At 60.1% G+C, this 21,519-nt stretch carries 16 protein-coding genes; 9 read left to right on the top strand and 7 right to left on the bottom strand.

Translation table 11 applies throughout. The features are described 5' to 3' along the window. Positions 1 to 79: 79 nt before the first annotated feature. From RFM98_RS27800 to RFM98_RS27835, 8 genes are all read left to right on the top strand, one after another. Positions 80 to 1,081, top strand: a complete 1,002-nt coding sequence (locus RFM98_RS27800; RefSeq protein WP_320311791.1) for an ABC transporter permease — start codon at positions 80 to 82, stop codon at positions 1,079 to 1,081. Then, a complete protein-coding gene (locus tag RFM98_RS27805; RefSeq protein WP_320311767.1) occupies positions 1,081 to 1,905 on the top strand; it encodes an ATP-binding cassette domain-containing protein in 825 nt (274 codons plus the stop codon). Before RFM98_RS27800 ends, RFM98_RS27805 begins: the two co-directional genes overlap by 1 nt. A 106-nt stretch (positions 1,906 to 2,011) precedes the next feature. Continuing rightward, positions 2,012 to 2,323, top strand: coding sequence for a MocE family 2Fe-2S type ferredoxin (locus tag RFM98_RS27810; RefSeq protein WP_320311768.1), 312 nt, complete (start codon positions 2,012 to 2,014; stop codon positions 2,321 to 2,323). Position 2,324: 1 nt separating this feature from the next. Beyond that, complete coding sequence (locus RFM98_RS27815) at positions 2,325 to 3,107, top strand: TIM barrel protein (protein ID WP_320311769.1); 783 nt, start codon at positions 2,325 to 2,327, stop codon at positions 3,105 to 3,107. A 10-nt stretch (positions 3,108 to 3,117) separates the two neighbouring features. Further along, positions 3,118 to 3,930 (top strand): 3-methyl-2-oxobutanoate hydroxymethyltransferase, encoded by an 813-nt coding sequence (locus RFM98_RS27820; RefSeq protein ID WP_320311770.1) that lies wholly within the window; start codon positions 3,118 to 3,120, stop codon positions 3,928 to 3,930. 463 nt (positions 3,931 to 4,393) lie between these two features. Next, positions 4,394 to 10,105, top strand: coding sequence for a HAMP domain-containing protein (locus RFM98_RS27825; protein WP_320311792.1), 5,712 nt, complete (start codon positions 4,394 to 4,396; stop codon positions 10,103 to 10,105). Between the two features lie 10 nt (positions 10,106 to 10,115). After that, positions 10,116 to 12,188 carry a PAS domain-containing hybrid sensor histidine kinase/response regulator gene (locus RFM98_RS27830; protein WP_320311771.1) on the top strand — a complete coding sequence of 691 codons (2,073 nt, stop codon included), beginning with the start codon at positions 10,116 to 10,118 and terminating at the stop codon, positions 12,186 to 12,188. A gap of 666 nt (positions 12,189 to 12,854) precedes the next feature. Further along, complete coding sequence (locus RFM98_RS27835; protein WP_320212883.1) at positions 12,855 to 13,160, top strand: hypothetical protein; 306 nt, start codon at positions 12,855 to 12,857, stop codon at positions 13,158 to 13,160. Positions 13,161 to 13,486: 326 nt separating this feature from the next. Here the strand turns inward: RFM98_RS27835 and RFM98_RS27840 are convergent, their stop codons facing one another. Further along, complete coding sequence (locus tag RFM98_RS27840; protein WP_320311772.1) at positions 13,487 to 14,161, bottom strand: protein-L-isoaspartate(D-aspartate) O-methyltransferase; 675 nt, start codon at positions 14,159 to 14,161, stop codon at positions 13,487 to 13,489. Positions 14,162 to 14,347: 186 nt separating this feature from the next. Between RFM98_RS27840 and gloA2 the strand changes: the two genes are divergently transcribed. Next, positions 14,348 to 14,731 (top strand): SMU1112c/YaeR family gloxylase I-like metalloprotein, encoded by a 384-nt coding sequence (gene gloA2 / locus RFM98_RS27845; RefSeq protein WP_320311773.1) that lies wholly within the window; start codon positions 14,348 to 14,350, stop codon positions 14,729 to 14,731. 163 nt (positions 14,732 to 14,894) lie between these two features. On the opposite strand, the gene RFM98_RS27850 is transcribed toward gloA2, so the two are convergent. From RFM98_RS27850 to RFM98_RS27875, 6 genes are all read right to left on the bottom strand, one after another. Then, the gene (locus RFM98_RS27850; protein ID WP_320311774.1) at positions 14,895 to 15,629 is read right to left on the bottom strand and encodes a ribonuclease activity regulator RraA; all 735 of its coding nucleotides are present in this window, start codon (positions 15,627 to 15,629) and stop codon (positions 14,895 to 14,897) included. A gap of 23 nt (positions 15,630 to 15,652) precedes the next feature. Then, complete coding sequence (locus RFM98_RS27855; protein ID WP_320311775.1) at positions 15,653 to 16,816, bottom strand: mandelate racemase/muconate lactonizing enzyme family protein; 1,164 nt, start codon at positions 16,814 to 16,816, stop codon at positions 15,653 to 15,655. 31 nt (positions 16,817 to 16,847) lie between these two features. Beyond that, complete coding sequence (locus RFM98_RS27860) at positions 16,848 to 17,945, bottom strand: ABC transporter ATP-binding protein (protein ID WP_320311776.1); 1,098 nt, start codon at positions 17,943 to 17,945, stop codon at positions 16,848 to 16,850. 10 nt (positions 17,946 to 17,955) lie between these two features. Beyond that, positions 17,956 to 18,846: a carbohydrate ABC transporter permease gene (locus RFM98_RS27865; RefSeq protein ID WP_320311777.1), complete on the bottom strand. Its 891-nt coding sequence runs from the start codon at positions 18,844 to 18,846 to the stop codon at positions 17,956 to 17,958. Then, entirely contained in the window at positions 18,843 to 19,790 is a 948-nt protein-coding gene (locus RFM98_RS27870; RefSeq protein ID WP_320311778.1) for a carbohydrate ABC transporter permease, read from the bottom strand. The genes RFM98_RS27865 and RFM98_RS27870 overlap by 4 nt, the downstream gene beginning before the upstream one ends. Positions 19,791 to 19,867: 77 nt before the next feature. Beyond that, on the bottom strand, positions 19,868 to 21,349 hold the full coding sequence (locus RFM98_RS27875; protein ID WP_320311779.1) for an ABC transporter substrate-binding protein: 1,482 nt from the start codon (positions 21,347 to 21,349) through the stop codon (positions 19,868 to 19,870). Positions 21,350 to 21,519: the final 170 nt, after the last annotated feature.

Below are 21,519 nucleotides of genomic sequence, written 5' to 3' on the forward strand. Positions count from 1 at the left end.
CAGGGACATTTCGATGACATCCCAAGCCCATGACCAACCCGCCATGGCAGCCACTGCGCCGCCCTCTCAGCGCCCTTCGATGCCCTCGATCGGCAGCCTCGTGCGCCGGCCCGAGGTCGGTTCGCTGATCGGCATGGTCGCCGTTCTGGTCTTCTTCTCGATCTTCGGCGGCGCCAATTTCCTGTCGGCCGGCGGCGCCGCGAGTTGGCTCAACGTCGCCTCGGAACTCGGCATCATCGCGCTTCCCATCGGGTTGCTGATGATCGCCGGGCATCTTGATCTCTCCGTCGGCTCGATGGTCCCCGCCAGTTCGATGACCATTGCCATCCTGTCGGGCCACTACGACCTGCCGATCATCGTCGGCATCCTCGCCGCGCTTGGCCTTGGGCTCGCCGTCGGCTTCATCAACGGCGTGCTGGTGATCCGCACCAAAGTGCCGTCCTTCGTCGTTACGCTCGCCACGCTGTTCGCATTGGCTGGCCTGACACTCGGCCTCTCGGTCATCCTGTCCGGCAGCACCAGCGTCGCGCTGAAGAGTGGTTCCACCGCCAAGCTGCTGTTCGGCGACTATCTCGGCGGCAAGTTCGAGGTGACGCTGTTCTGGTGGATCGCCGCCGTTTTGATCGTCGGCTTCATCCTGAACTTCTCGCGCTTCGGCAACTGGATCCTGGCCATGGGCGGCGACGCCGTCAGCGCCCGCAATGCCGGCATCCCGACCGACCGGGTGACCATCGCGCTGTTCATGAGCAGCGGCCTGTGCGCCTCCTTTGTCGGCATGTCGCAGGCGATCCTCTACAACAGTGCCCAGGTGGCCGCCGGCCAGTCCTTCATCTTCAACTCGATCATCGCGGTGGTCATCGGCGGCGTGCTGCTCACCGGCGGCTACGGATCGGTGGTCGGCATCGTTTTGGGCACGCTGACCTTTTCCATCGTCAACCAGGGCATTTTCTACACCGGCTTCGACGCCAACTGGGCAAGCCTGATCATCGGCGTCCTGCTGCTGGCGGCCGTGCTGATGAACAACACTTTCCGTACCATGGCGTTGACCTACGCGCCGCGCACCAAATCGAGGGCTCGCTGATGACACCGCCCCTGCTCCGGCTGACCGGGATCAACAAGTCGTTCGGTCCGATCGACGTGCTCCACGACGTCTCGCTCGAGGTCAACAGAGGTGAGGTGCTGTGCCTGCTCGGCGACAATGGCGCCGGCAAGTCGACGCTGATCAAGATCCTCTCCGGTGTCCACAGGCCGACGTCGGGCACGATGGAAATGGACGGCAGATCAGTCGCCTTCGACAGCCCCCGCGACGCCAGCGACCATGGCATCGCCACCGTCCACCAGTTCGGCGGCACGTTCCCGCTGATGAGCATCGGCCGCTCCTTCTTCGTCGGTGCCGAGCCGACGCGGCGCTGGGGGCCGCTGACCATCTACGACCGCAAGCGGGCCAACGAGATCGCCGTCACCGAGATGCGCCAGCTCGGCATCACCCGCATCGACGACGGCGATCGCCTCGTCGGCGGACTGTCAGGTGGCGAACGCCAGGCGCTGGCGATCGCACGCGCCGTGCATTTCGGCGCCAGCGTGCTGATCCTCGACGAGCCGACCGCGGCGCTCGGCGTCAAGGAGGCGGCGCACGTGCTGCGCATCGTGCTCCAGGCGCGCCGCAAGGGCATCGCGGTGATCTTTATCACCCACAATGTCGTCCATGCGCTGACCGTTGGTGACCACTTCGCCGTCCTCATCAGGGGCGCCAAGGCCGCCGATTTCCGCAAGGGCGAGAAAAGCCGCGAGGCGATCACCGACCTGATGGCGGGGGGCGAGCAGATGGCCGAGCTTGAGGCCGAGATCGAGAGCTTCTCCATGGCTGATGACGGGCATGCGCCGCATGGCGCAAGCCATGCGTGACCAGTGAAGACGCCCATCTCCTCCTCCCGGGCATCTTCCTGTGCGGCCGGCGGAATTCTGCCGGCCGCATTTTTTGACCAACCAAAGAACAGACGGCAGAGTGACAATGGCAAAATGGATTGATGCGTGCGCGACCGATGACATCGACGAAGAGGACGTCATCCGCTTCGATCACGAGGGCCGGACATTCGCCATCTACCGCAGTCCCGACGATGCATTCTTCTGCACCGATGGGCTGTGCACGCATGAGAAGGTACATCTGAGCGACGGGCTGGTTATGGAACATAGGATCGAATGCCCGAAGCACAACGGCGTGTTCGATTACCGGACCGGCGAAGCGCTGCGCGCACCGGTCTGTGTGAACCTGAAAACCTACACCACGAAGGTCGAGGACGGCCGCGTGTACATCGAGGTCTGACATGTCCGATACGTTTACGCTTGCGGCTTGCGTCGAAATGCTCTGGCGCGACCGGCCGATGGAATGGCGCGTCAAGCGCCTCACCGAAATGGGTTTTCAGGTCGGCCTCTGGAACTGGCCCGAGCACGATCTCGCAATGCTGGAGAAATCCGGCGCGGCCTTCTCGATCATGAACGGCTATCTTAGCGGCAGGCTTGCCGATGACGAGGGTGCTGCCGACCTTTTGAAGACCGCGAAGGAGACGGCGGCGGTCGGCAAGCGCCTCGGCGTCGCGCGGCTCAATCTGCACGGCACCGGGCTGGGTGATGGCGGCCTGCCGGTCACGCCGTGCGAGATCGCCACCGGCGCGATGTGGCTCAAGGCACGCGACACGTTGAACCGCATCGCCGATCTTGCCGAGGCCGAGGGCGTGACCTTCACGCTGGAGAATCTGAACCTGCCGGTCGACCATCCCGGCGTGCCGTTTGGGCGCGCTGAGGACACACTGGCGCTGGTCTCGAGCGTCAACCGTTCGGGGCTCCGCCTCAATCTCGATCTCTATCACGCGCAGATCGGCGAAGGGAACCTGATCGAGCTCTGCCGCGCCTGCCTGCCGTGGATCGGCGAGGTCCAGGTGGCGGATGTGCCCGGACGCATGGAGCCCGGCAGCGGCGAGATCAATTACCGGGGCATCGCCCGTGCCCTGAAAGACATGGGCTATCAGGGAGCGGTTGGCATGGAGGCGTTTGCCTCCGGCGACGCCGAAGCGGCCCTGCAAGCCTTTCGCGAAGCTTTCACTGTCTGAGGGAAAAAGAATGGTTACCAAGAACAGCCGACCGACCGTGGCCGACATCCGCGCCATGAAGGGCCGCGGCCAGAAGATTTCCATGCTCTACGTCACCTCGCTCGAAGAGGCGGCGGCGGCCGACGCGGCCGGCGTCGACATGCTTTCGATCGAGGGTCGCTTCTTCTCGCCCGAGATGCGCGAGGCGGCGGGCCGCTGCTTCGTACAGGTCGGGCTGCCTTACGGGCCCTCCGGCAATCTGGTCACGGCGGAGGACTATCTGAAAACCGCCTACCACTTTATGCGCATCGGCGGCGACTGCTTCTACTGTGCCGCCTCGCTCGATATCCAGAAGACGCTCTGCGACAACGCCGTGCCTGTCGTTGCCCATGTTGGCCTGATCCCCTCGCAATGCACTTGGACTGGCGGTTTCAAGGCTGTCGGCAGGACGGCCGAGAGCGCGCGTGCGGTGTGGGACCACGTCAAACGCCTTGAAGCCATTCGCTGCTTCGGAGCCGAGCTGGAAGTGGTGCCGGACCGCATTGCCGAACTGATTACCAGGAGCACACCGATGATCATGCTTGGGATGGGCGCCGGACCGCATGCCGACGCGCAGTATCTGTTCAGCGAGGACGTGCTCGGCCACAGCACCGGCCACAAGCCGCGCCATGCAAAGACCTACCGCAACTTCGCCGCCGAGTATGAGCGGCTGCAGCACGAGCGCATCGCCGCCTATCGCGAATTCATCGCCGACGTCCGGACCGGCGCCTATCCCGAGCCACAGCACGTGGTTCAGATCACTGATGACGAGTTCTCCACCTTCAGGACCGCTCTCAGGCTTTAGGAAGCCAAGATACTCAACAGGCCGCGAGATTCTCTTGAAGGTCAGCTATCTCCGCTACGGACACAAAAGCGGACAATCTGCTTTCGGCCCCAATCACGACATCAGCAGCTCGACGTAGATGCCCGTCACTGGCGTTATCATCACCTTCAGGCAGCACTGTAGAAGCTTCTTGCCAGCCATCGGGACACCTTTGAGCGAGGCGCATTTGGTCGACTGGGCGTAGCAATCTGTTGGGTGGGACAAAAAGATTGAAAAGCATTGGAACAGATTTGAATGTCGGATGGTCCCACCCGGGTGTGAACCCAGGGACTACCGCTGCCCCCGGTTCCCACTCTTGTAGGGAACCAATCATCACATTGCACGTTCTGACGGTTGCGGCGCGATGCATCTTCGGCCGCGCGGGGCAGATCCACTAGGCAAACAACATTTCACAAACCGCTGGGTTGGGAGTGGCAATGTGAGCGTGCAGGCGTCAAGAGAACAATTAGATCGCCGACAAATTCTCAATTCCCTCAAAGCATTCAGACGGGGCGACTTCTCGGTCCGCATCGATAATGTTTATGAGGGTATCGACTCCGACATCGCCGACACCTTCAACCAGATTGTCGAACTGAACGATCAGGTGACAAGCGAGTTCGAACGCCTGAGCAGGGTGGTGGGCAAGGATGGCCGGATCGGCGAGCGCGGCCATGTTCGTAATGCGACGGGCAGTTGGGAGTCCAGCGTCCGGTCAGTCAACGACCTCATCGAAGACATGGTCCAGCCCACAGCGGAAGTGGCCCGCGTCATCGGCGCCGTTGCGAAGGGCGACCTGTCCCAAACGATGATGGTCGAAATCGACGGCCGACCGCTGCGTGGCGAGTTCCTGCGCATCGGCAAGATTGTCAACACGATGGTCGGGCAACTGGCCTCTTTTGCATCGGAGGTGACGCGTGTCGCGCGCGAGGTAGGCACGGAGGGAAAGCTGGGTGGACAGGCCCGTGTGAAGGGCGTGGCGGGGACGTGGAAGGACCTGACCGACAACGTCAACGCCATGGCCACCAATCTCACGGGGCAGGTACGCAACATCGCCGAAGTCACCACAGCGGTCGCCTCTGGCGATTTGTCGAAGAAGATCACGGTCGATGTTAAAGGCGAAATCCTCGAGCTCAAGAACACCATCAACACGATGGTTGATCAGCTGAACTCATTTGCCTCGGAAGTGACCCGTGTTGCTCGCGAGGTGGGCACCGAAGGCAAGCTCGGAGGTCAGGCCCGTGTCGAAGGCGTTGGTGGTACCTGGAAAGACCTGACCGACAACGTGAATTCGATGGCGGAAAACCTCACTGGCCAGGTGCGCAACATCGCCGAGGTTACCACTGCGGTCGCGTTGGGCGACCTTTCGAAGAAGATCACCGTCGATGTGAAGGGCGAGATCCTCGAGCTTAAGAACACCATCAACACCATGGTCGATCAGCTCAATTCCTTCGCTTCGGAAGTGACGCGCGTTGCACGTGAGGTCGGCACGGAAGGCAAGCTCGGGGGCCAAGCCCAGGTGCGCGGCGTGGCAGGGACATGGAAGGACCTGACCGACAACGTCAATTCGATGGCCGAAAACCTCACCGGCCAGGTGCGAAACATTGCCGAAGTCACGACTGCTGTCGCGTCGGGCGATCTATCGAAAAAAATTACCGTCGCCGTGCAGGGCGAGATCCTTGAGCTCAAGGACACCATCAACACGATGGTTGATCAGTTGAACTCCTTTGCCTCGGAAGTGACCCGCGTTGCGCGTGAGGTGGGAACGGAAGGCAAGCTGGGTGGCCAGGCGGAGGTGAGGGGCGTTGGTGGCACTTGGAAGGATCTGACCGACAACGTCAATCTGATGGCGGCCAACCTGACCGGGCAGGTCCGCAACATTGCCGAAGTGACCACGGCGGTCGCCCGAGGTGATCTCTCAAAGAAAATCACCGTCGACGTGAAAGGTGAAATCCTTGAGCTCAAGGATACCGTCAATACGATGGTCGACCAGCTGAATTCCTTCGCCTCCGAGGTGACCCGCGTGGCGCGTGAAGTCGGCTCGGAAGGCAAGCTGGGTGGTCAGGCGCACGTCGAAGGCGTTGGCGGCACCTGGAAGGACCTGACCGATAATGTCAATGCCATGGCCGGCAATCTGACCGTCCAGTTGCGCGACGTGTCGAAAGTGGCAACGGCAATCGCGACTGGCGACCTTACGCAGAAAATTACCGTCGATGCGCTCGGCGAGATCCTGCAAATCAAGGACGTGATCAACACGATGGTTGATCAGCTGAATTCCTTTGCTTCGGAAGTAACGCGCGTCGCGCGCGAGGTCGGTTCAGACGGCAAGCTGGGTGGCCAGGCCCAGGTGCGAGGCGTGGCGGGAACTTGGAAGGACCTGACCGACAATGTCAACGCGATGGCAGCCAACCTGACGGGCCAGGTGCGCAACATCGCCGAAGTAACCACCGCGGTGGCGCTCGGCGATCTATCGAAAAAGATAACCGTCGATGTGAAAGGCGAAATCCTCGAGCTGAAATCCACGATCAATACCATGGTCGACCAGCTGAATTCGTTCGCGGGGGAGGTCACACGCGTGGCGCGTGAGGTTGGCACCGAGGGCAAATTGGGCGGGCAGGCGCAGGTGCGCGGTGTGGCCGGAACGTGGAAGGATCTGACCGATAATGTGAACTCCATGGCCGAAAATCTCACCGGCCAAGTTCGCAATATTGCCGAAGTAACGACGGCGGTCGCGCGCGGCGATCTTTCAAAGAAGATTACCGTCGACGTGAAAGGCGAAATCCTCGAACTGAAATCGACCATAAATACCATGGTGGACCAGCTGAATTCCTTCGCCGGCGAGGTGACGCGCGTGGCGCGCGAGGTCGGCACCGAAGGTAAGCTTGGTGGGCAGGCTCAAGTACGTGGCGTCGCCGGCACATGGAAAGATCTGACGGACAACGTCAATCTCATGGCGACCAATCTGACCAATCAGGTTCGCGGTATTGCCGACGTCGTCACCGCCGTCGCTCAAGGCAATCTCAAGCGCAAATTGACGGTCGACGCGAAAGGCGAAATCGCTTCTCTGGCAGACACCATCAACGGCATGATCGAAACGCTCGCGACGTTTGCCGACCAGGTTACCAACGTCGCGCGCGAAGTCGGCATAGAGGGAAAACTTGGCGGCCAGGCACGCGTGCCGGGCGCGGCAGGGCTGTGGCGGGATCTGACGGACAACGTCAATCAGCTTGCCGCGAATTTGACGACGCAGGTGCGCGCAATTGCCGAAGTCTCGACCGCTGTGACGAAGGGCGATCTGACACGCTCGATCAGCGTCGAGGCGTCAGGTGAGGTCGCCGCGCTCAAGGACAACATCAACGAGATGATCCGCAATCTCAAGGATCAGACGCTGAAGAATGCCGAGCAGGACTGGCTGAAGACCAATCTCGCCCGTTTCTCGCGTATGCTCCAGGGCGAGCGGGATTTGGCTACAGTGTCACGTCTTATCATGTCCGAGCTCGCTCCTTTGGTAAACGCGCAGTACGGCGTCTTCTACGTGACCAATCGCGACGAAGATGAGTCCTACCTGGAACTGGCGGCATCTTATGGCGCCGAGAGTAAAGCGGCCATCAAACACCGCCTCGATTTGCGGGAAGGTCTCGTCGGTCAAAGTGCAGCCGACAAGCGCGCCATCATGCTTGATAACGTGCCGCCAGACTTTCTGCGGGTAACATCCGGCCTTGGCAGTGCCTCGCCTGCGAATATCATCATTCTTCCCGCCTTGTTTGAAGATGAGGTCAAGGCTGTCATCGAGCTCGCATCGTTCAGCGAATTTCGCGACACGCATCAGTCGTTTCTCAATCAGCTGATGGAATCGGTCGGTATCGTTCTCAACACCATCGCGGCTACGATGCGCACCGAAGGCCTCCTCAAACAGTCCCAGTTGCTTACGTCCGAATTGCAGGCGCGTCAGACGGAGCTGACCAAGAAGCAAGAGGAATTGCACGCCACAAACGAAGAGCTGCAGGAAAAGGCGCAGCTTCTGGAAAACGAAAAGAAGCAGGTCGAAAACAAGAATCTCGAAATCGAGATGGCGCGGAGGGCGCTAGAGGAGAAGGCCGAGCAGCTGGCGCTTACTTCAAAATATAAATCAGAGTTTCTTGCCAATATGAGCCACGAGCTCAGGACGCCACTGAATTCGCTGCTCATTCTTTCAAATCTTTTGGCGGCCAACCAGCAGGGCAATCTGAACGAGAAGCAGATCGAGTTCGCGCGGACAATCAACTCGGCCGGCACGGACCTGCTCAGCCTAATCAACGACATTCTCGATTTGTCGAAGATTGAATCCGGGACCGTCTCGATCGACATCAATGATATGCCCGTGGCGCATCTGCGCCAGCATATGGAGAGGACATTCCGCCAGCTTGCGGCCGACAAGGGCCTGGGCTTTGCCATCAATGTCGATCCCGCGCTGCCCGACACGGTACGCACGGACGAAAAGCGCCTGCAGCAGATTGTCCTTAATCTGCTCTCGAACGCGTTCAAGTTCACCTCGCAAGGTGAAGTCAGCCTGAATTTCCGAGAGGAGAAATCCGGACGCCGGAACGGCGCCAAACAGTCGGCAAAAGCACTGGCGATCGCCGTGACCGACACCGGCATAGGCATCCCTGAAGACAAACAGAAGCTGATCTTCGAGGCCTTCCAGCAGGCCGACGGCACCACCAGCCGGAAGTATGGCGGCACCGGCCTTGGCCTCTCGATCAGTCGTGAGATCGCCCGTCTGCTTGGCGGAGAACTGAGGGTCGAAAGCACACCTGGCAAAGGATCGACATTCACTCTCGTCATTCCGCTGGATGGGCCGCGAGTTGCAGCGGATTCCGAACTGCTTCCCGCTACTGAGAGTATCGCTGCTGGCGCAACCTCGAGCAGTCCGCCATCGGCCGAACTGATGGACGATCGCGATTCGATATCATCGGAGGATAGGGTCGTTCTAATCGTCGAGGATGACCCGACCTTCGGGGGGTTGCTGCTCGGTCTGGCGCGATCGGCTGGTCTCAAGGGAGTGCTGTCGACCGCCGGATCAGGCACCCTGGCGCTGGCCCGCAAGCTGGTTCCCGATGCGATCACCCTCGATATTGGACTTTCCGATATCGACGGGTGGGTGCTCTTTGATCTGCTCCGTCATGATCAGAAGACCAAGGGCATTCCTGTTCATGTAATTTCTGGGGCGGAGGACCTCGAAGGTCTGGCCAGAAAAGGTGCATCGAGCATCTCCACAAAGCCTGTGTCATCCGAAGAATTGATGACGGTGTTTCAGGACATCCATTCAAGGAAGCTTCGCGTTCAGCGGCGGGTCCTGGTGGCCGACCCGGATCCGGAACGCCGGCTATCCTTGGTCGAAGCGATCCGCGACGGGGTGACCTCGGTCGCTGCAATCGGTCGAATTGCCGCGAACGCGGAGGATATAGACATGGCCTCCTATGATGCGATTGTGCTCGGCTTCGGCAGGTCCGCCAAGGACAACGCGCAGGCCCTCGATGAACTTTCCAGTCAATTCGCGGACGTTCTTCCGCCCCTCTTGTTCTTCGCTCCCCACTCGGACGCAATTGACCAAGTGCTGGCTTTGAACCCGACCTGGAAAGACACGCCGAGGGCCGAGAACTTCGCTCAATTGGCTTTACATATTTCCGCAACACTCCCAGGTGACCAGCGTCCGGACGGGCACACAGAAACGGCGCAAGCCGACACCAGGTCCGACCTTGCCGGCGCCAAGGTGCTGATAGTCGATGACGACATCCGCAACATCTACTCGCTGACCAGCGTTCTAGAGACTTTCGACATAGAGGTGATGCACGCCGAGCGTGGCCGAGACGGCATCGCGCTCCTGGAACAAACACCGGATGTCGACGCTGCATTGATCGACATCATGATGCCGGAAATGGACGGCTATGAGACGATGCGGTTGATACGTAACACGCCCGCAATCTCTCACATCCCCCTGATCTCGGTGACCGCCAAGGCAATGAAGGGCGACCGGCAGAAATGCCTGGACGCCGGCGCTTCCGACTATATTGCCAAGCCGGTCGATCTCGATCTCCTGCTGGCCTTGCTCCGGGTCTGGATCGGTCGCTCGCGGGCGCGGGTCGAAAACGCGGAAAAAATGCTGATGGCAGCAAACTGACGGGTGTTCGATGGCAAAACTATCGCGGATACGATCGAAGAAGTCGCAGTTCGAGGCACTCGCCAATGATCCGACGAAGGCACGCGTCCTTGCCGTCGACGATGACGAACGCAATCTGCTAGCGATTGAAGAAGTCCTCAGCCCGATCGCGGAGATTGTTGCCGTCCAATCCGGCGAGGAGGCCTTGCGCCGCCTTTTGAAAGAGGATTTCGCCGTTATTTTGCTGGACGTGCTGATGCCGGGTCTGGACGGCTACGAAACGGCGGACCTCATCCGCCAGCGTGAACAGTCCAAACGCACGCCTCTCATCTTCCTTACTGCCATCAACAAGGAAGATGCTCATATGTTGCGCGGCTACGACGCAGGTGCTGTGGATTATGTGTTCAAGCCGTTCGACCCGGTCATGCTGCGCTCAAAGGTGGCTGTCTTCGTCGAGCTTCATGAGAAGACTCGTGAAATCCAACGCAACGCGGTCGCCGAGCAGGCCTTGCTGGCAAAGGCCCTTCAGGCCGAAAAGGAAAAGCTCGAAGCCGAGCGATCGCTGCGCAGCGCCGAAGAGCGTCAGGAAGCTATCCTCAGTTCCTTGCCCGTCTGCTTTCACGCGAGAGCCGCCGAGCCGCCCTTCGCAGCCCGCTTTGTGACGAAAGGCGTGGAACGCTTGACGGGATTTCCACCGGAGCGACTGACGTCCGATCCGCACTTCGGCCTAAGCCGGGTCCATCCAGACGACCTGCCAAGGGTCAGGGAAGCTTTGCTGGCGGCAAAGGCAAACGGCTCCTACACCTGCGAATTCCGCTGGCAATGCGCCGATGGGAAATACCGCATCTTTCTGGACCAAGGTGTCCTATCGAAGGGCGACGGACGCCGACCAGAAATTTTGGGTACGTTGCTGGATGTGACCGAGCGCCGCGGGCTCGAGGATCAGCTTCTCCAGTCGCAACGCCTCGACGCGATCGGCAAGCTCACCGGTGGACTGGCACACGACTTCAACAATCTTCTCGCCGCAATTCTCAGTGGGCTGGGATTGCTTGAGCGGCACGTGACGCTCGACGAGCAGGCGCGGCAGGTTATGGACCTGACCCGGCGCTCGGCAAAACAAGGCGCGGAACTCGTGACCCGTATGCTCGCCTTCTCGCGACGGCAAAATCTGAAGCCAACAGCCGTACGCCTCGCAGCGCTTGGGGAAACGATGAACGGGCTGGTGGCTCCGGTGTTGGGCGGCCTGGTCCGCTTTGAATGGATGGTCGACGATACCGTCTGGCCGCCGCACGTCGACGTCGGCCAGTTGGAGTTGGCCTTGATGAACTTGGTTTTCAATGCACGCGACGCCATGCCTTCGGGTGGAACAATTACCGTGCTCGCGAAGAACCGCACGATCAAGACAGACTCCGACGATCTAACCCCTGGCGACTATGTGGTCATCATCGTCAAGGACACCGGGGCGGGCATCCCGCAGGATATTCTGGCCAAAGTGGTCGAACCCTTCTTCACCACGAAGCCGGTCGGCAAGGGAACTGGCTTGGGTCTCAGCACGGTGTACGGTTTCATGAAGCAATCCGGCGGGGCGCTCCGTATAGACAGTGTCGTTGGTCGTGGGACTAGTATGGAACTTTGGTTGCCACGCTCGACCAGGCAACCAGCGGGCGACGTCACAGAGCCCGAAGTGGAAGAGGTACAAACGGGCACTCGAAAGGCGTTCCCCTCTATCTTGCTCATCGACGATAGCGGTGTGCTACGGCAGTTGACGGCTGAGTCCCTCAGGCGACGCGGCTTCATAGTGACCTGCGCAGCAGGGGGTGCGGAAGCGCTGGCGGTTATCGAACGGGCGCCAAACGAATTCGACATCATCGTAACCGACTTCGCCATGCCGCTCGTCTCCGGTGTGGACGTTATTCGCTTTGCGCGCAATCTCCGCTCGGATTGGCCGGCAGTCATAGTTACTGGTTATGCCGATGCTGAGGCGATTGCCGATCGGCCCGCGGACGTCCCGTTACTAGGCAAGCCTTTCCGCGAAAACGATCTTGTCAAGAGCATCCTGCAAGTGGTGGCCAATGCGGCCGGGGAAGCAAAAAAAATCGGGTAGGCAACGCAACCAAGGCTTGATTGGGTCAACCGCCAGACGCCAGCCAAATGGGTTGCGGACGCATACGGGACGGGACGCTCGATAAGCTTTGGTCTGCATCACTTCCTCCGATGCTCTGGCGTCAACGCGTGGTTCGTAAATTGTAGGTTCCGGTCGTCGCGGCCGGCGGCGCTGCACTCGGTGCAGAAGATCACCTCGATGAGGCCCCAGCGCATACAGGAGTGATCCGGCCCGAGCCGCTGAACCAGCTCGGCTACATCGAGCACAGAGCGGCGCTTACACGTCAGGCAGCAACTGACCGACAGACCTGTGCCGGCTTCGAGCTTGTTGCCGAGCGCATCTGCGGCACTGGAGAGGATTATATTCCTTAGATGCTTTCGGATGGCAAGGGCTCAATGAAAGAGCCCGCTCTTCTGGCGTTGGGCGGGCTCTTTGTCGGGACCTCCTAAGGAAAACCGGCTTCTCTCACCTTGCGGTGACAGGCGGCAATCCATCCCGACGCGGCGCGCTCCCCGGTTGGCGGAAGATGCACGTCCAAACATCAACATGGCCTGTAAGGAAAGGTTCCCAGGCGCGCCCGCAACCGGGGATGATGGTCCGCCGCCGGCGGTAGGGCGCATCACCTCTATCTGTGCCCCACCTGCGGCCAGGCGGGAACGATTTCTCATGTTTGAGCTTTCTGGATGCATGACCGCGATTCCACCAATCGAATCGCCCCTGCTTCCTGAGGGCAGCCCCGACCGCGCCATCAACTGCGAGGTTGCCCTTGGGACCGCGTTTGAAGCTTTGGTGAAGGCCTGCCTTGTCAAAGGCTGGTCGGCGCAGGAAGTCTCCGAGACGCTACTCAAACTCGCAACAGAACATGCAGAGACTATTATGGGGCGCGAAAGAGTGGCCGCACGATTATACCGTTGGCGCGTCAGCGGCTTGGTGGATTTGTACGTTAGCCAATTTCTAGGCAGATTTAGGTGAACGACCCGGCCCGTCTACCGCTAAAACTCCGCTGCACTTGGGAGCACTCTGCCCGGCGGGGAAAGGGACAGGTCTCATCACAGTCTGACCAATGGCGCAAGCGCAGCGGTTTTGTATTGTCGCCTTGAAAAGATCAGCATCTATCGCAAACTGATCTGAATGGCTGAGGAGCTTCAAGCATCAGGCTTACTTTCGTGGCAGACCCCGACGGTCTCCCCATTGAGTTCTACGAGGATCGAGTTTGACAGTCGGAGGATTGCGACGAGAAGAGCAGCCGCCAGGCCGACGGTCGGAAAAGCGAGGTCGCGCCAGTTGTGCGCACCTCATTAGATCGTTTCAAGTCGGCTGAACCGAACCGGGATGAGCTTCCGAGTCTCGAGTTGCCCAGCAGCATCCTTGTCGATTACAGTCAGAAACTGTCCTTCTTCAGACGCCAAAGGAAGAACAAGGCGTCCCCCTGGCTTGAGCTGATTCAACAATGCCGGCGGCGTTCGCTCAGCCGCCACGCTAACCAGAATCTTGTCGAACGGGGCGTGCTCGGGCCAGCCGCGAGACCCATCTCCGACACGAATGGCCACATTCGAGATGCCCAGTCCCTGCAGCAGAGCCTCGGCATGGCCTGCGAATTCCTCGATGATTTCGACGCTCCAAACTTGTCCTGCGAGTTCCGCAAGGACCGCGGATTGATAGCCCAGGCCAGTCCCGATCTCGAGCACTGCTTCATGCGGTTGGGGAGTAAGCAGATCGGTCATCAGAGCGACGATGAAGGGCTGCGATATGGTCTTATCGAAGCCGATCGGCAGCGGCATGTCCTGGTATGCATAAGGCACGACCGCAGCTGGCACGAAGAGATGTCGAGGGACCCGCTGCATCGATGCCATCACCCGCTCATCGAGCGTTGCCTTGCCGAGTTCGTCGCTTGCAAGGTCGGCATGGATCGCAATCATCTCGACCATGTGCCTGCGTAGAATCGCAAGATGCTCTTCGTTCATCGGTTTCATGACGGTGAGGCTTTCCTCGACCGGCTGCTGCCGAATAGCTTTATATCCTGTTCGTCTCGTCACCGTAACCGACATGGCCGATGCGCGGTAACATCATGCCACCGATTGGGAGCAGATGACGAGGCGAGTGCCGTGTAGTCGACGGTGACCTTGGCCTCAAATCCCACCTTGGGTAGAGTTCTTAGTATGCTGAACGCCATTCACCACGTCGCGCTCATCTGCACCGATTACGACCGGTCTCGACGGTTCTACGTCGAACTCCTCGGCCTCGATCTGATTCGGGAGGTCTATCGGGAAGAGCGGCAGTCATGGAAGGCAGATCTGCGGATTGGGTCCGTCCAGTTGGAATTGTTCTCCTTCCCTTCACCAGCGATGCGGCTGTCCCATCCAGAAGCGACAGGTCTGAGACATCTGGCATTTGCTGTGGCGAATCTTGATCCCGTAATTATGCGCCTAGAAGCCGCCAGCGTTGCCGTTGAGCCAATTCGGATCGACCCATATACAGACCAACGGTTTACCTTTTTCAGCGACCCAGATGGATTGCCGCTGGAACTCTACGAAGCCCCATAAGGAGCGGTTAGCTTTCGCGACCACGTCATCGGAGGTGGGAACGGCAGTCGGCAGATACAATCCGCCAACTCGGGTGTGTCACGGGCTCCTTGCCACGGACGAGGAGGCCGATCGCTCTGCGCCTCAGATGTTGCCGCATAGCCTAGCCGCAGTAGGGGTGCTCCTAGCGATTTGTTTTACGCCACTCCTCGTATTCCTCTCGGGCATCGTCATGCAGCGGATAGTAGCGTTGCAACGGCGCGCCCTGCATGAGCTTCTCGCGCGAGAATTCTTCCCAATCGTGATGCTTCTTCGCTTCTTCGACGACCTTCGGCGCCATTGCCACGGGAACCACCACCACCCCGTCATCGTCTGCGACGATAATGTCGCCAGGGATCACAGTGACACCACCGCAGGCGATCGGAACGTTGACGGCATTTGGATAGATGCTGGTTTGCACATGATAGTTGGGCGTCCAGCCGCGCAGCCACAGCGGCAGATCGAGCTTCTCAACATTGGGTCGGTCACGCATGCATCCGTCGATGACAATGCCGGCGCCGCCTCTGCCCTTGAAATAGGTCGACATCATATCGCCGAAGACGCCCGAGCTCATGTCGCCGCGCGCGTCGACCACGACCACATCGCCCTCCTGCGCGTGGTAGAGTACGTGCCGGTGCAACTGCGTCTCCGGATCGGCATATTCTCCCTCGTTGAAGAGGTCCGGCCGCTGCGGCAGGAACTGCAGCGTCAGCGCCGGCCCTACGATCGACTTGCCATGGTTCTGCGCCACCGGTCCAACCATGTGCGGATTGCGGAAGCCCATGTGGCCAAGCGTGCCGGCGACCGTCGCCGCGCCGATCTCCCTTAGCGCGTCGATCAGTTCCTTGGGCGGCCGCGTGATGTCGGGGGTATGCGTCATTGTGGACTCCGGTTGAAATGGAACTACCAGTTGGTGACAGAACCGTCGCGGCGCTTGAGGTGGGGCGCTTCCCAAAAACGGAAACTCTGCGCTTGGATCGCCTCTTCGTTGATCTCGACACCCAGTCCCGGCTGGTCGCCGACCGGATAATCGGGGCCGTCGAGCTGTGGTTGCATCGGGAAGAACTCGGAACTGTCGAAACCCAGCTTTCTTTCCGGCGCCCTGGTCTCGAGCCAGGCGAAGTTCGGCACCGCGGCGGCGAGATGTATGGTCGCGGCGGTGCACACCGGACCGAGGGGATTGTGCGGCATCAGGTCGACATAGTGCGCCTCGCTCCAGCCGGCGACCTTCATCGCTTCGGTGAGCCCACCGACATTGCAGACATCGAGCCGGTTGAACTGATGGATGCCGCGCTCGATGTAGGGCAGGAACTGCCACTTGCCGGCAAATTCCTCGCCGATGGCGAACGGGATTTCCGTCATCCTACGCAAGGATTCGTAGGCCCCCGGTGTCTCGTCCCGTATGGGCTCCTCAAGGAAATCAAGCACGCCGCGGCCGAGCTTGTTGCAGAAGCTCGCCGCCTCGGCCACCGACAGCCGATGATGATAGTCGATGCCGACCACGACCTCGTCGCCCAGCGCCTGGCGCGCCTTGTTCAGCATGCTAGCCGTGGCGCCGATCGACTCGCGCGGTTCGAAAACGTCCCTGCTGCTTTGCCCAATGGGGAAGAAGCGGATCGCCTGCCACCCCTGCGCGCGCAGTTCGCGGGCTCGTTCAATGGCAGCATCGCCCTCGGCCTCGTCTCCGGTCGAGGCGAAGGTGGGGATGCGGTCGCGCTGCTTGCCGCCGAGCAGCTCGTAGACCGGCACCCCCAACGCCTTGCCCTTGATGTCGTGAAGCGCGATGTCGATGGCGGAAATCGCAGCCTGCAGAACGCGCCCGCCTTCGAAATACTGGCTGCGATAAGCCTCCTGCCAGATCCGGCCGATCTGCATCGGGTCGCGGCCGATAAGAAATTCGCGATAGTGCTCGATCGCGCCGGCCACGGCCTTCTCGCGACCGCTCAAGCCGCTCTCGCCCCAGCCGAAGATGCCCTGATCGGTCTCGATCTTGACGAGCATCTGGTTGCGAGTCCCCACCCAAGCTGGATAGGGCTTGATTGCCGTGATCTTAAGCTTCGTCGTCATTCACACCCGTTCCACATTCATCCGCGCTGTCTCAGTTGGCCTCGAGGGCCATCTCCGTTTCGCCGTCGAAAAGGTGGATGCGTTCCTGGTCGAACTCGAGCCAGATCTGCTCGTCCGGTGTGACGGCGATGTTGGGCGACACGCTGATGTTGACGATGGCGCCGGAGAGGAGCGCCTGCACGAAAGTGACGTCGCCGGTTGGTTCCACCGTATAGGCCTTGGCCGGAATGGCGCCGGGAATGGCGCTCTTGTGCAGCTTGATCGTCGAATGTCGCGCACCGAGCACGACCTTTCTGGTGGCCGCTCTTTGGACCTTGCGCGCGTTGAGTTGCGACAGCTCAAGGCTCCACCCTTCAGCGCTGGTGAGTACGGTGTTGCCGCTTGCCGTCGATGCCTCTAGCGGAATAAGGCTCATCGCCGGGCTGCCGACGAAACTTGCGACGAACATGTTGGCGGGATGGGCGAAAACTTGCGCCGGCGAATCGTATTGTTGCAGGTAGCCGCCGTTCATCACCGCCATCCTGTCCGCCATGGTCACGGCCTCGAGCTGGTCGTGCGTCACATAGACGATCGTCGCCTTGAGATCCTGGTGGAACCGCTTGATTTCGGACCGCATCTGTACGCGCAACTTTGCGTCGAGATTGGAGAGTGGCTCGTCCATCAGGAACACCGCTGGATCTCGAACCAGGGCTCGGCCAAGCGCCACGCGCTGCTGTTGGCCGCCCGAAAGTTCGCGCGGCTTGCGCTCGAGCAGCTGTGTCATGTCGAGAACCCGCGCCGCTTCCCTGACCTTCTTGTCGATCTCGTCCTTGGGCAGCCTGCGCATCTGCAGCGGAAATGCGAGGTTCATATAGACCGACTTTTGCGGATAGAGCGCATAGTTCTGGAACACCATTGCGATGTCCCTGTCCTTGGGGTCGAGGTCGTTGACCACGCGGTCGCCGATGACGATGTCGCCCGATGTGACCGGGATCAGCCCCGCGATGAGGTTGAGCGTTGTCGTCTTGCCGCAGCCTGAAGGGCCGACGAGCGCAACGAACTCGCCGTCATTGACCGTCAACGAAACCTGGTTGACGGCTTTGAAGTTGCCGTAGGTCTTGACGAGATCTTGGAGGACCACATGGGCCATAGGCAGCTCCCTAGTGCTTGACCGCGCCTTCTGTGAGCGCGCGTACGAAGTATCGTTGCAGGAGGAGGAACAGCACCACGACGGGCACGCTCATCATGAAGCTGGCCGCCATCAGACCTGGAAAGTCCGTTGTGTTTTCCGAGAAGAAGCGCTGGATGCCGACCGGCAATGTCAGCTGCTCGTTTTTGGAGAGGAAGGTGTAGGCGTAGATGTACTCGTTCCACGCGCCGATGAAGGAATATATCGCCGTGGCGATGACTCCTGGCGCCGAGAGCGGCATCACGATCAGGATAAAGGCCTGGAACCGCGTCGCCCCGTCGATGCGCGCCGCCTGCTCGAGCTGAACCGGGATGTTGTCGTAGAAGCCCTTCAGCAGCCAGATTGCCAGCGGCAGGCCGAAAGTGAGGTAGGTGAGAATGAGCGATCCATGCGTGTTCACCAGCCCGATGGCGCGCATCAGGATGAAGAGCGGCACCAAAAAAATCACCGCCGGGAACATGTTGCGAAGCAAGACGGCGAAGAACAAAAAGTTCCGGCCCGGGAAGGTGAAGCGCGAAAACGCATAGGCCGCGGGAACCGCTACGATCACGGAAAGGATAGTCGTGGCAGTGGAGACGTAAAGGCTGTTCCAGAAGAAGCGCAGGAAGTCCTGGCCAACACTGTTCTGCGGATCGAGCAGCTTCTGGTAGCTGGCGAGGGTAGGCTCGTCCGGCCACCATTGCGGCGGGAATTGCATCGCGGCAAAGCCGGACTTGATCGAGGTGATCAGCATCCAGACCATCGGTAACGCGGTGTAGAGCAGCATGAATACGAGGAAGATGCGCCCGCCCCACCGCCATCCGTCGATGCGTATGCGGCGACGGGTCTGGCCTCGAGGGGCTGTCTCGGCAATCGTGCTCATACGCTGCCATCCTTCCGGTCGTTGCCGCTAAGCGCGCGGACATAGAAGTAGCCGAGCGTCATCAGGATGAGGAACAGAAGCACCGAATAGGCCGATGCCACTCCCCAGCGCTGCCGGCCGAAGGCGAGCTCATAGATGTGGGTGATCCAGATATGCGATGCGTTCGAGGGGCCGCCGCCGGTCATGATCCAGGGGATGATGAAGGAATTGAAGTTGGCGACTGCCAGCAGAAGGATCGTCACTGTCGAGACGTTTCTCAAATGCGGGAAGGTGACGTGCCAGAAGCGCTGCCATGCATTGGCTCCGTCGACTTTTGCGGCGCGCAGCAACTGGTCGGGGACTGTCTGCAAACCGGCCATCATCATGATCATGGCGAACGGGAACTCGCGCCAGATGTTGACCACGATCAGGGAGGGCAGCACGGTGCTGACGCTGTCGATGAAATTGGGTGGCCGGTCGGCCCATCCGAGGCCGACCAGCACCGCGCCGATGATCCCAAAGTCCGAATGGTAGATCCACTTCCAGATATAGGACGCGGCGACCGCGCTGATGACCCAGGGAATGATCAGGATAGCGCGCAGCACGCCCCGGCCGATGAAGTCGCGATGGAGCGCCAGCGCACAGGCAAATCCCAGGACAAAGGAGATGAAGGTGGATGCCAGTGTCCAGATAAGGGTGTTCGAGGTGACCTTCCAGAACACCGGACTGCTAAGGATGGAGGTGTAGTTGTCGATGCCCACGAAGATCTTGTCCCGGAGCTGGAGGCCGGGCGGGGTGTTGAAGAACGACAGCTCGATCGTGTAGTAGATCGGATAGGCGATGACGATCAGCATGACGGCAATCGCAGGGAGCACGTACGCGTAGTCAGCGCGATGCTCCCAAATCTTGCGCAGCAGGGATCGCAATCTACGCCGAGCCCCGGTCTTGCCGGCCACGATCGTCACTTTGGCGTGCCCTTGTTTTTCAGAACGAACCGGCTGCGCTCTTAGCGCAACCGGTGAGATCGCGGGTCAGGCTTCGGCTAGAGTCCGCCGCCCATCAGGTCTTTCACCTTCTTGGCCGCGTCATCCGCTGCCTGGTCGACGGTCATTGCTCCGGTGAGCGCATTCTGCAGCATGTCCGGGATGATGATGTTCATGATCTCGGGGGACTGCGGCAGCGCCGGGAATGGGATGCCGTATGGCAGCATCGAAGTGGTGACGTCGAGGAACTTGATGCTGTCCAGGCGCTCCTTCATCCATTTGGTCTTGAAGCCGTTAAGGTTGCCCGGGTTCGAACCTGCATAGGCCATCTTCAGCGACCATTCGGGGCTGGTCCACATGCAGATGATGGCCTTTGCAGCCGGCTCGTCCACCTTGCCGCCCTCGACATATTCGGGCTTCAGGATGTGGATGTTCGAGCCGCCGAACACGACTGCGCGCTTGCCGTCCGGGCCGGTCGGAATGAGGCCATAGCGCATATTGTCGATGACGGTCTGCGCCTTGTCCTTGTCGGTGCCCGTCGCCTTCTTCTGGAGGTCGAGCATGACATTGTAGTCGGATGGGTGCGAGATCATCATGCCGAGCTGGCCGGCAAGGAACAGCGGCTGGTTGTCGGCCTGTTGGTTGGTAAGCGCCGAAACCGGAACCGACTTGTCGCGGACATACATATCGTAAGAGGCTTGTAGCGCGGCCTTGCTCTGCGGGCTGTCGAGCTCGATCTGCTTATAGGTCGGGTTCGCCGTGGCTTCATCGAAGACGCCCCCGCCATAGGCCCACAACTGCGGCATGAAGCGGTACGGGGTGTTGCCGGCATTCTTGCGGGCCACGAGGCCGTAACCGGCGATGCCGAGCTTGTCGTGGATCTGCTTGGAGTATTTGACGACGTCGTCCCAGGTTGCCGGAGCCTTGTCCGGATCGAGGCCAGCACGCTTGAAGATATCGGCATTCCAGATGAACGCCATGGTTTCATTGTTGGTTGGAATGCCGTAGGTCACGCCGTCCCAGGTCACGGCTTTCATGGCGCCAGGCCAGAAATCCTCGGTCGAATATCCCACGTCCTCGGGCTTGAGCGGCTGCAGATAGCCTTTTGAGGCGAACTCGGTGCCACCCAGGATTTGCAGGCGGACCGCCATCGGTGCCGCATTGCCAAGGAGCGCCGTGCGGAACTTGTCCAGGAGATCGTTATAGGTGAGGGCTTGTTCCTCGAGCTGGATGTTTGGATAGGTTTTGCGGAAGGTCGCGAAGAAATCCTTGTAGTACTGGCGCAGGAGGTCGGGGTCGCCTTCGAACACGCCCTGATACCAGAAAGTCAGTCGCCCCTTGTAGTCGAGCGGGGTGACCTTGGCGCAATCGGCCGCCGTGTCAAAATCCTGCGTGCCTGCAATTGAGCGCACATATTCGGGCGACCACTTGCTCAAGTCGACCGGCGCCGCGCCCAGCGCCGGCGCAGACATCAACGATGCCATTAAAGCAGTGGAGACAGTGCCGCGCAGGATGGCACCGCCGAGTGTAATCCTCGTCATAGGTATCCTCCAGGTTTCTCTCCCATGCCGCTCAGCATCGAGGCGAGCGGTCTTTGCTCGCGGGCCATGGGATATCTCGTTCAATGTATCCCTTCGAGCATTTTGTACGTTTTCAGATCGCAGATTGTCTGTCAACGCGATAAATCGTACATTGTTTATGGGGACCGTGC

This window comes from Mesorhizobium australafricanum, assembly GCF_033977265.1.
GTDB lineage: Bacteria > Pseudomonadota > Alphaproteobacteria > Rhizobiales > Rhizobiaceae > Mesorhizobium > Mesorhizobium australafricanum.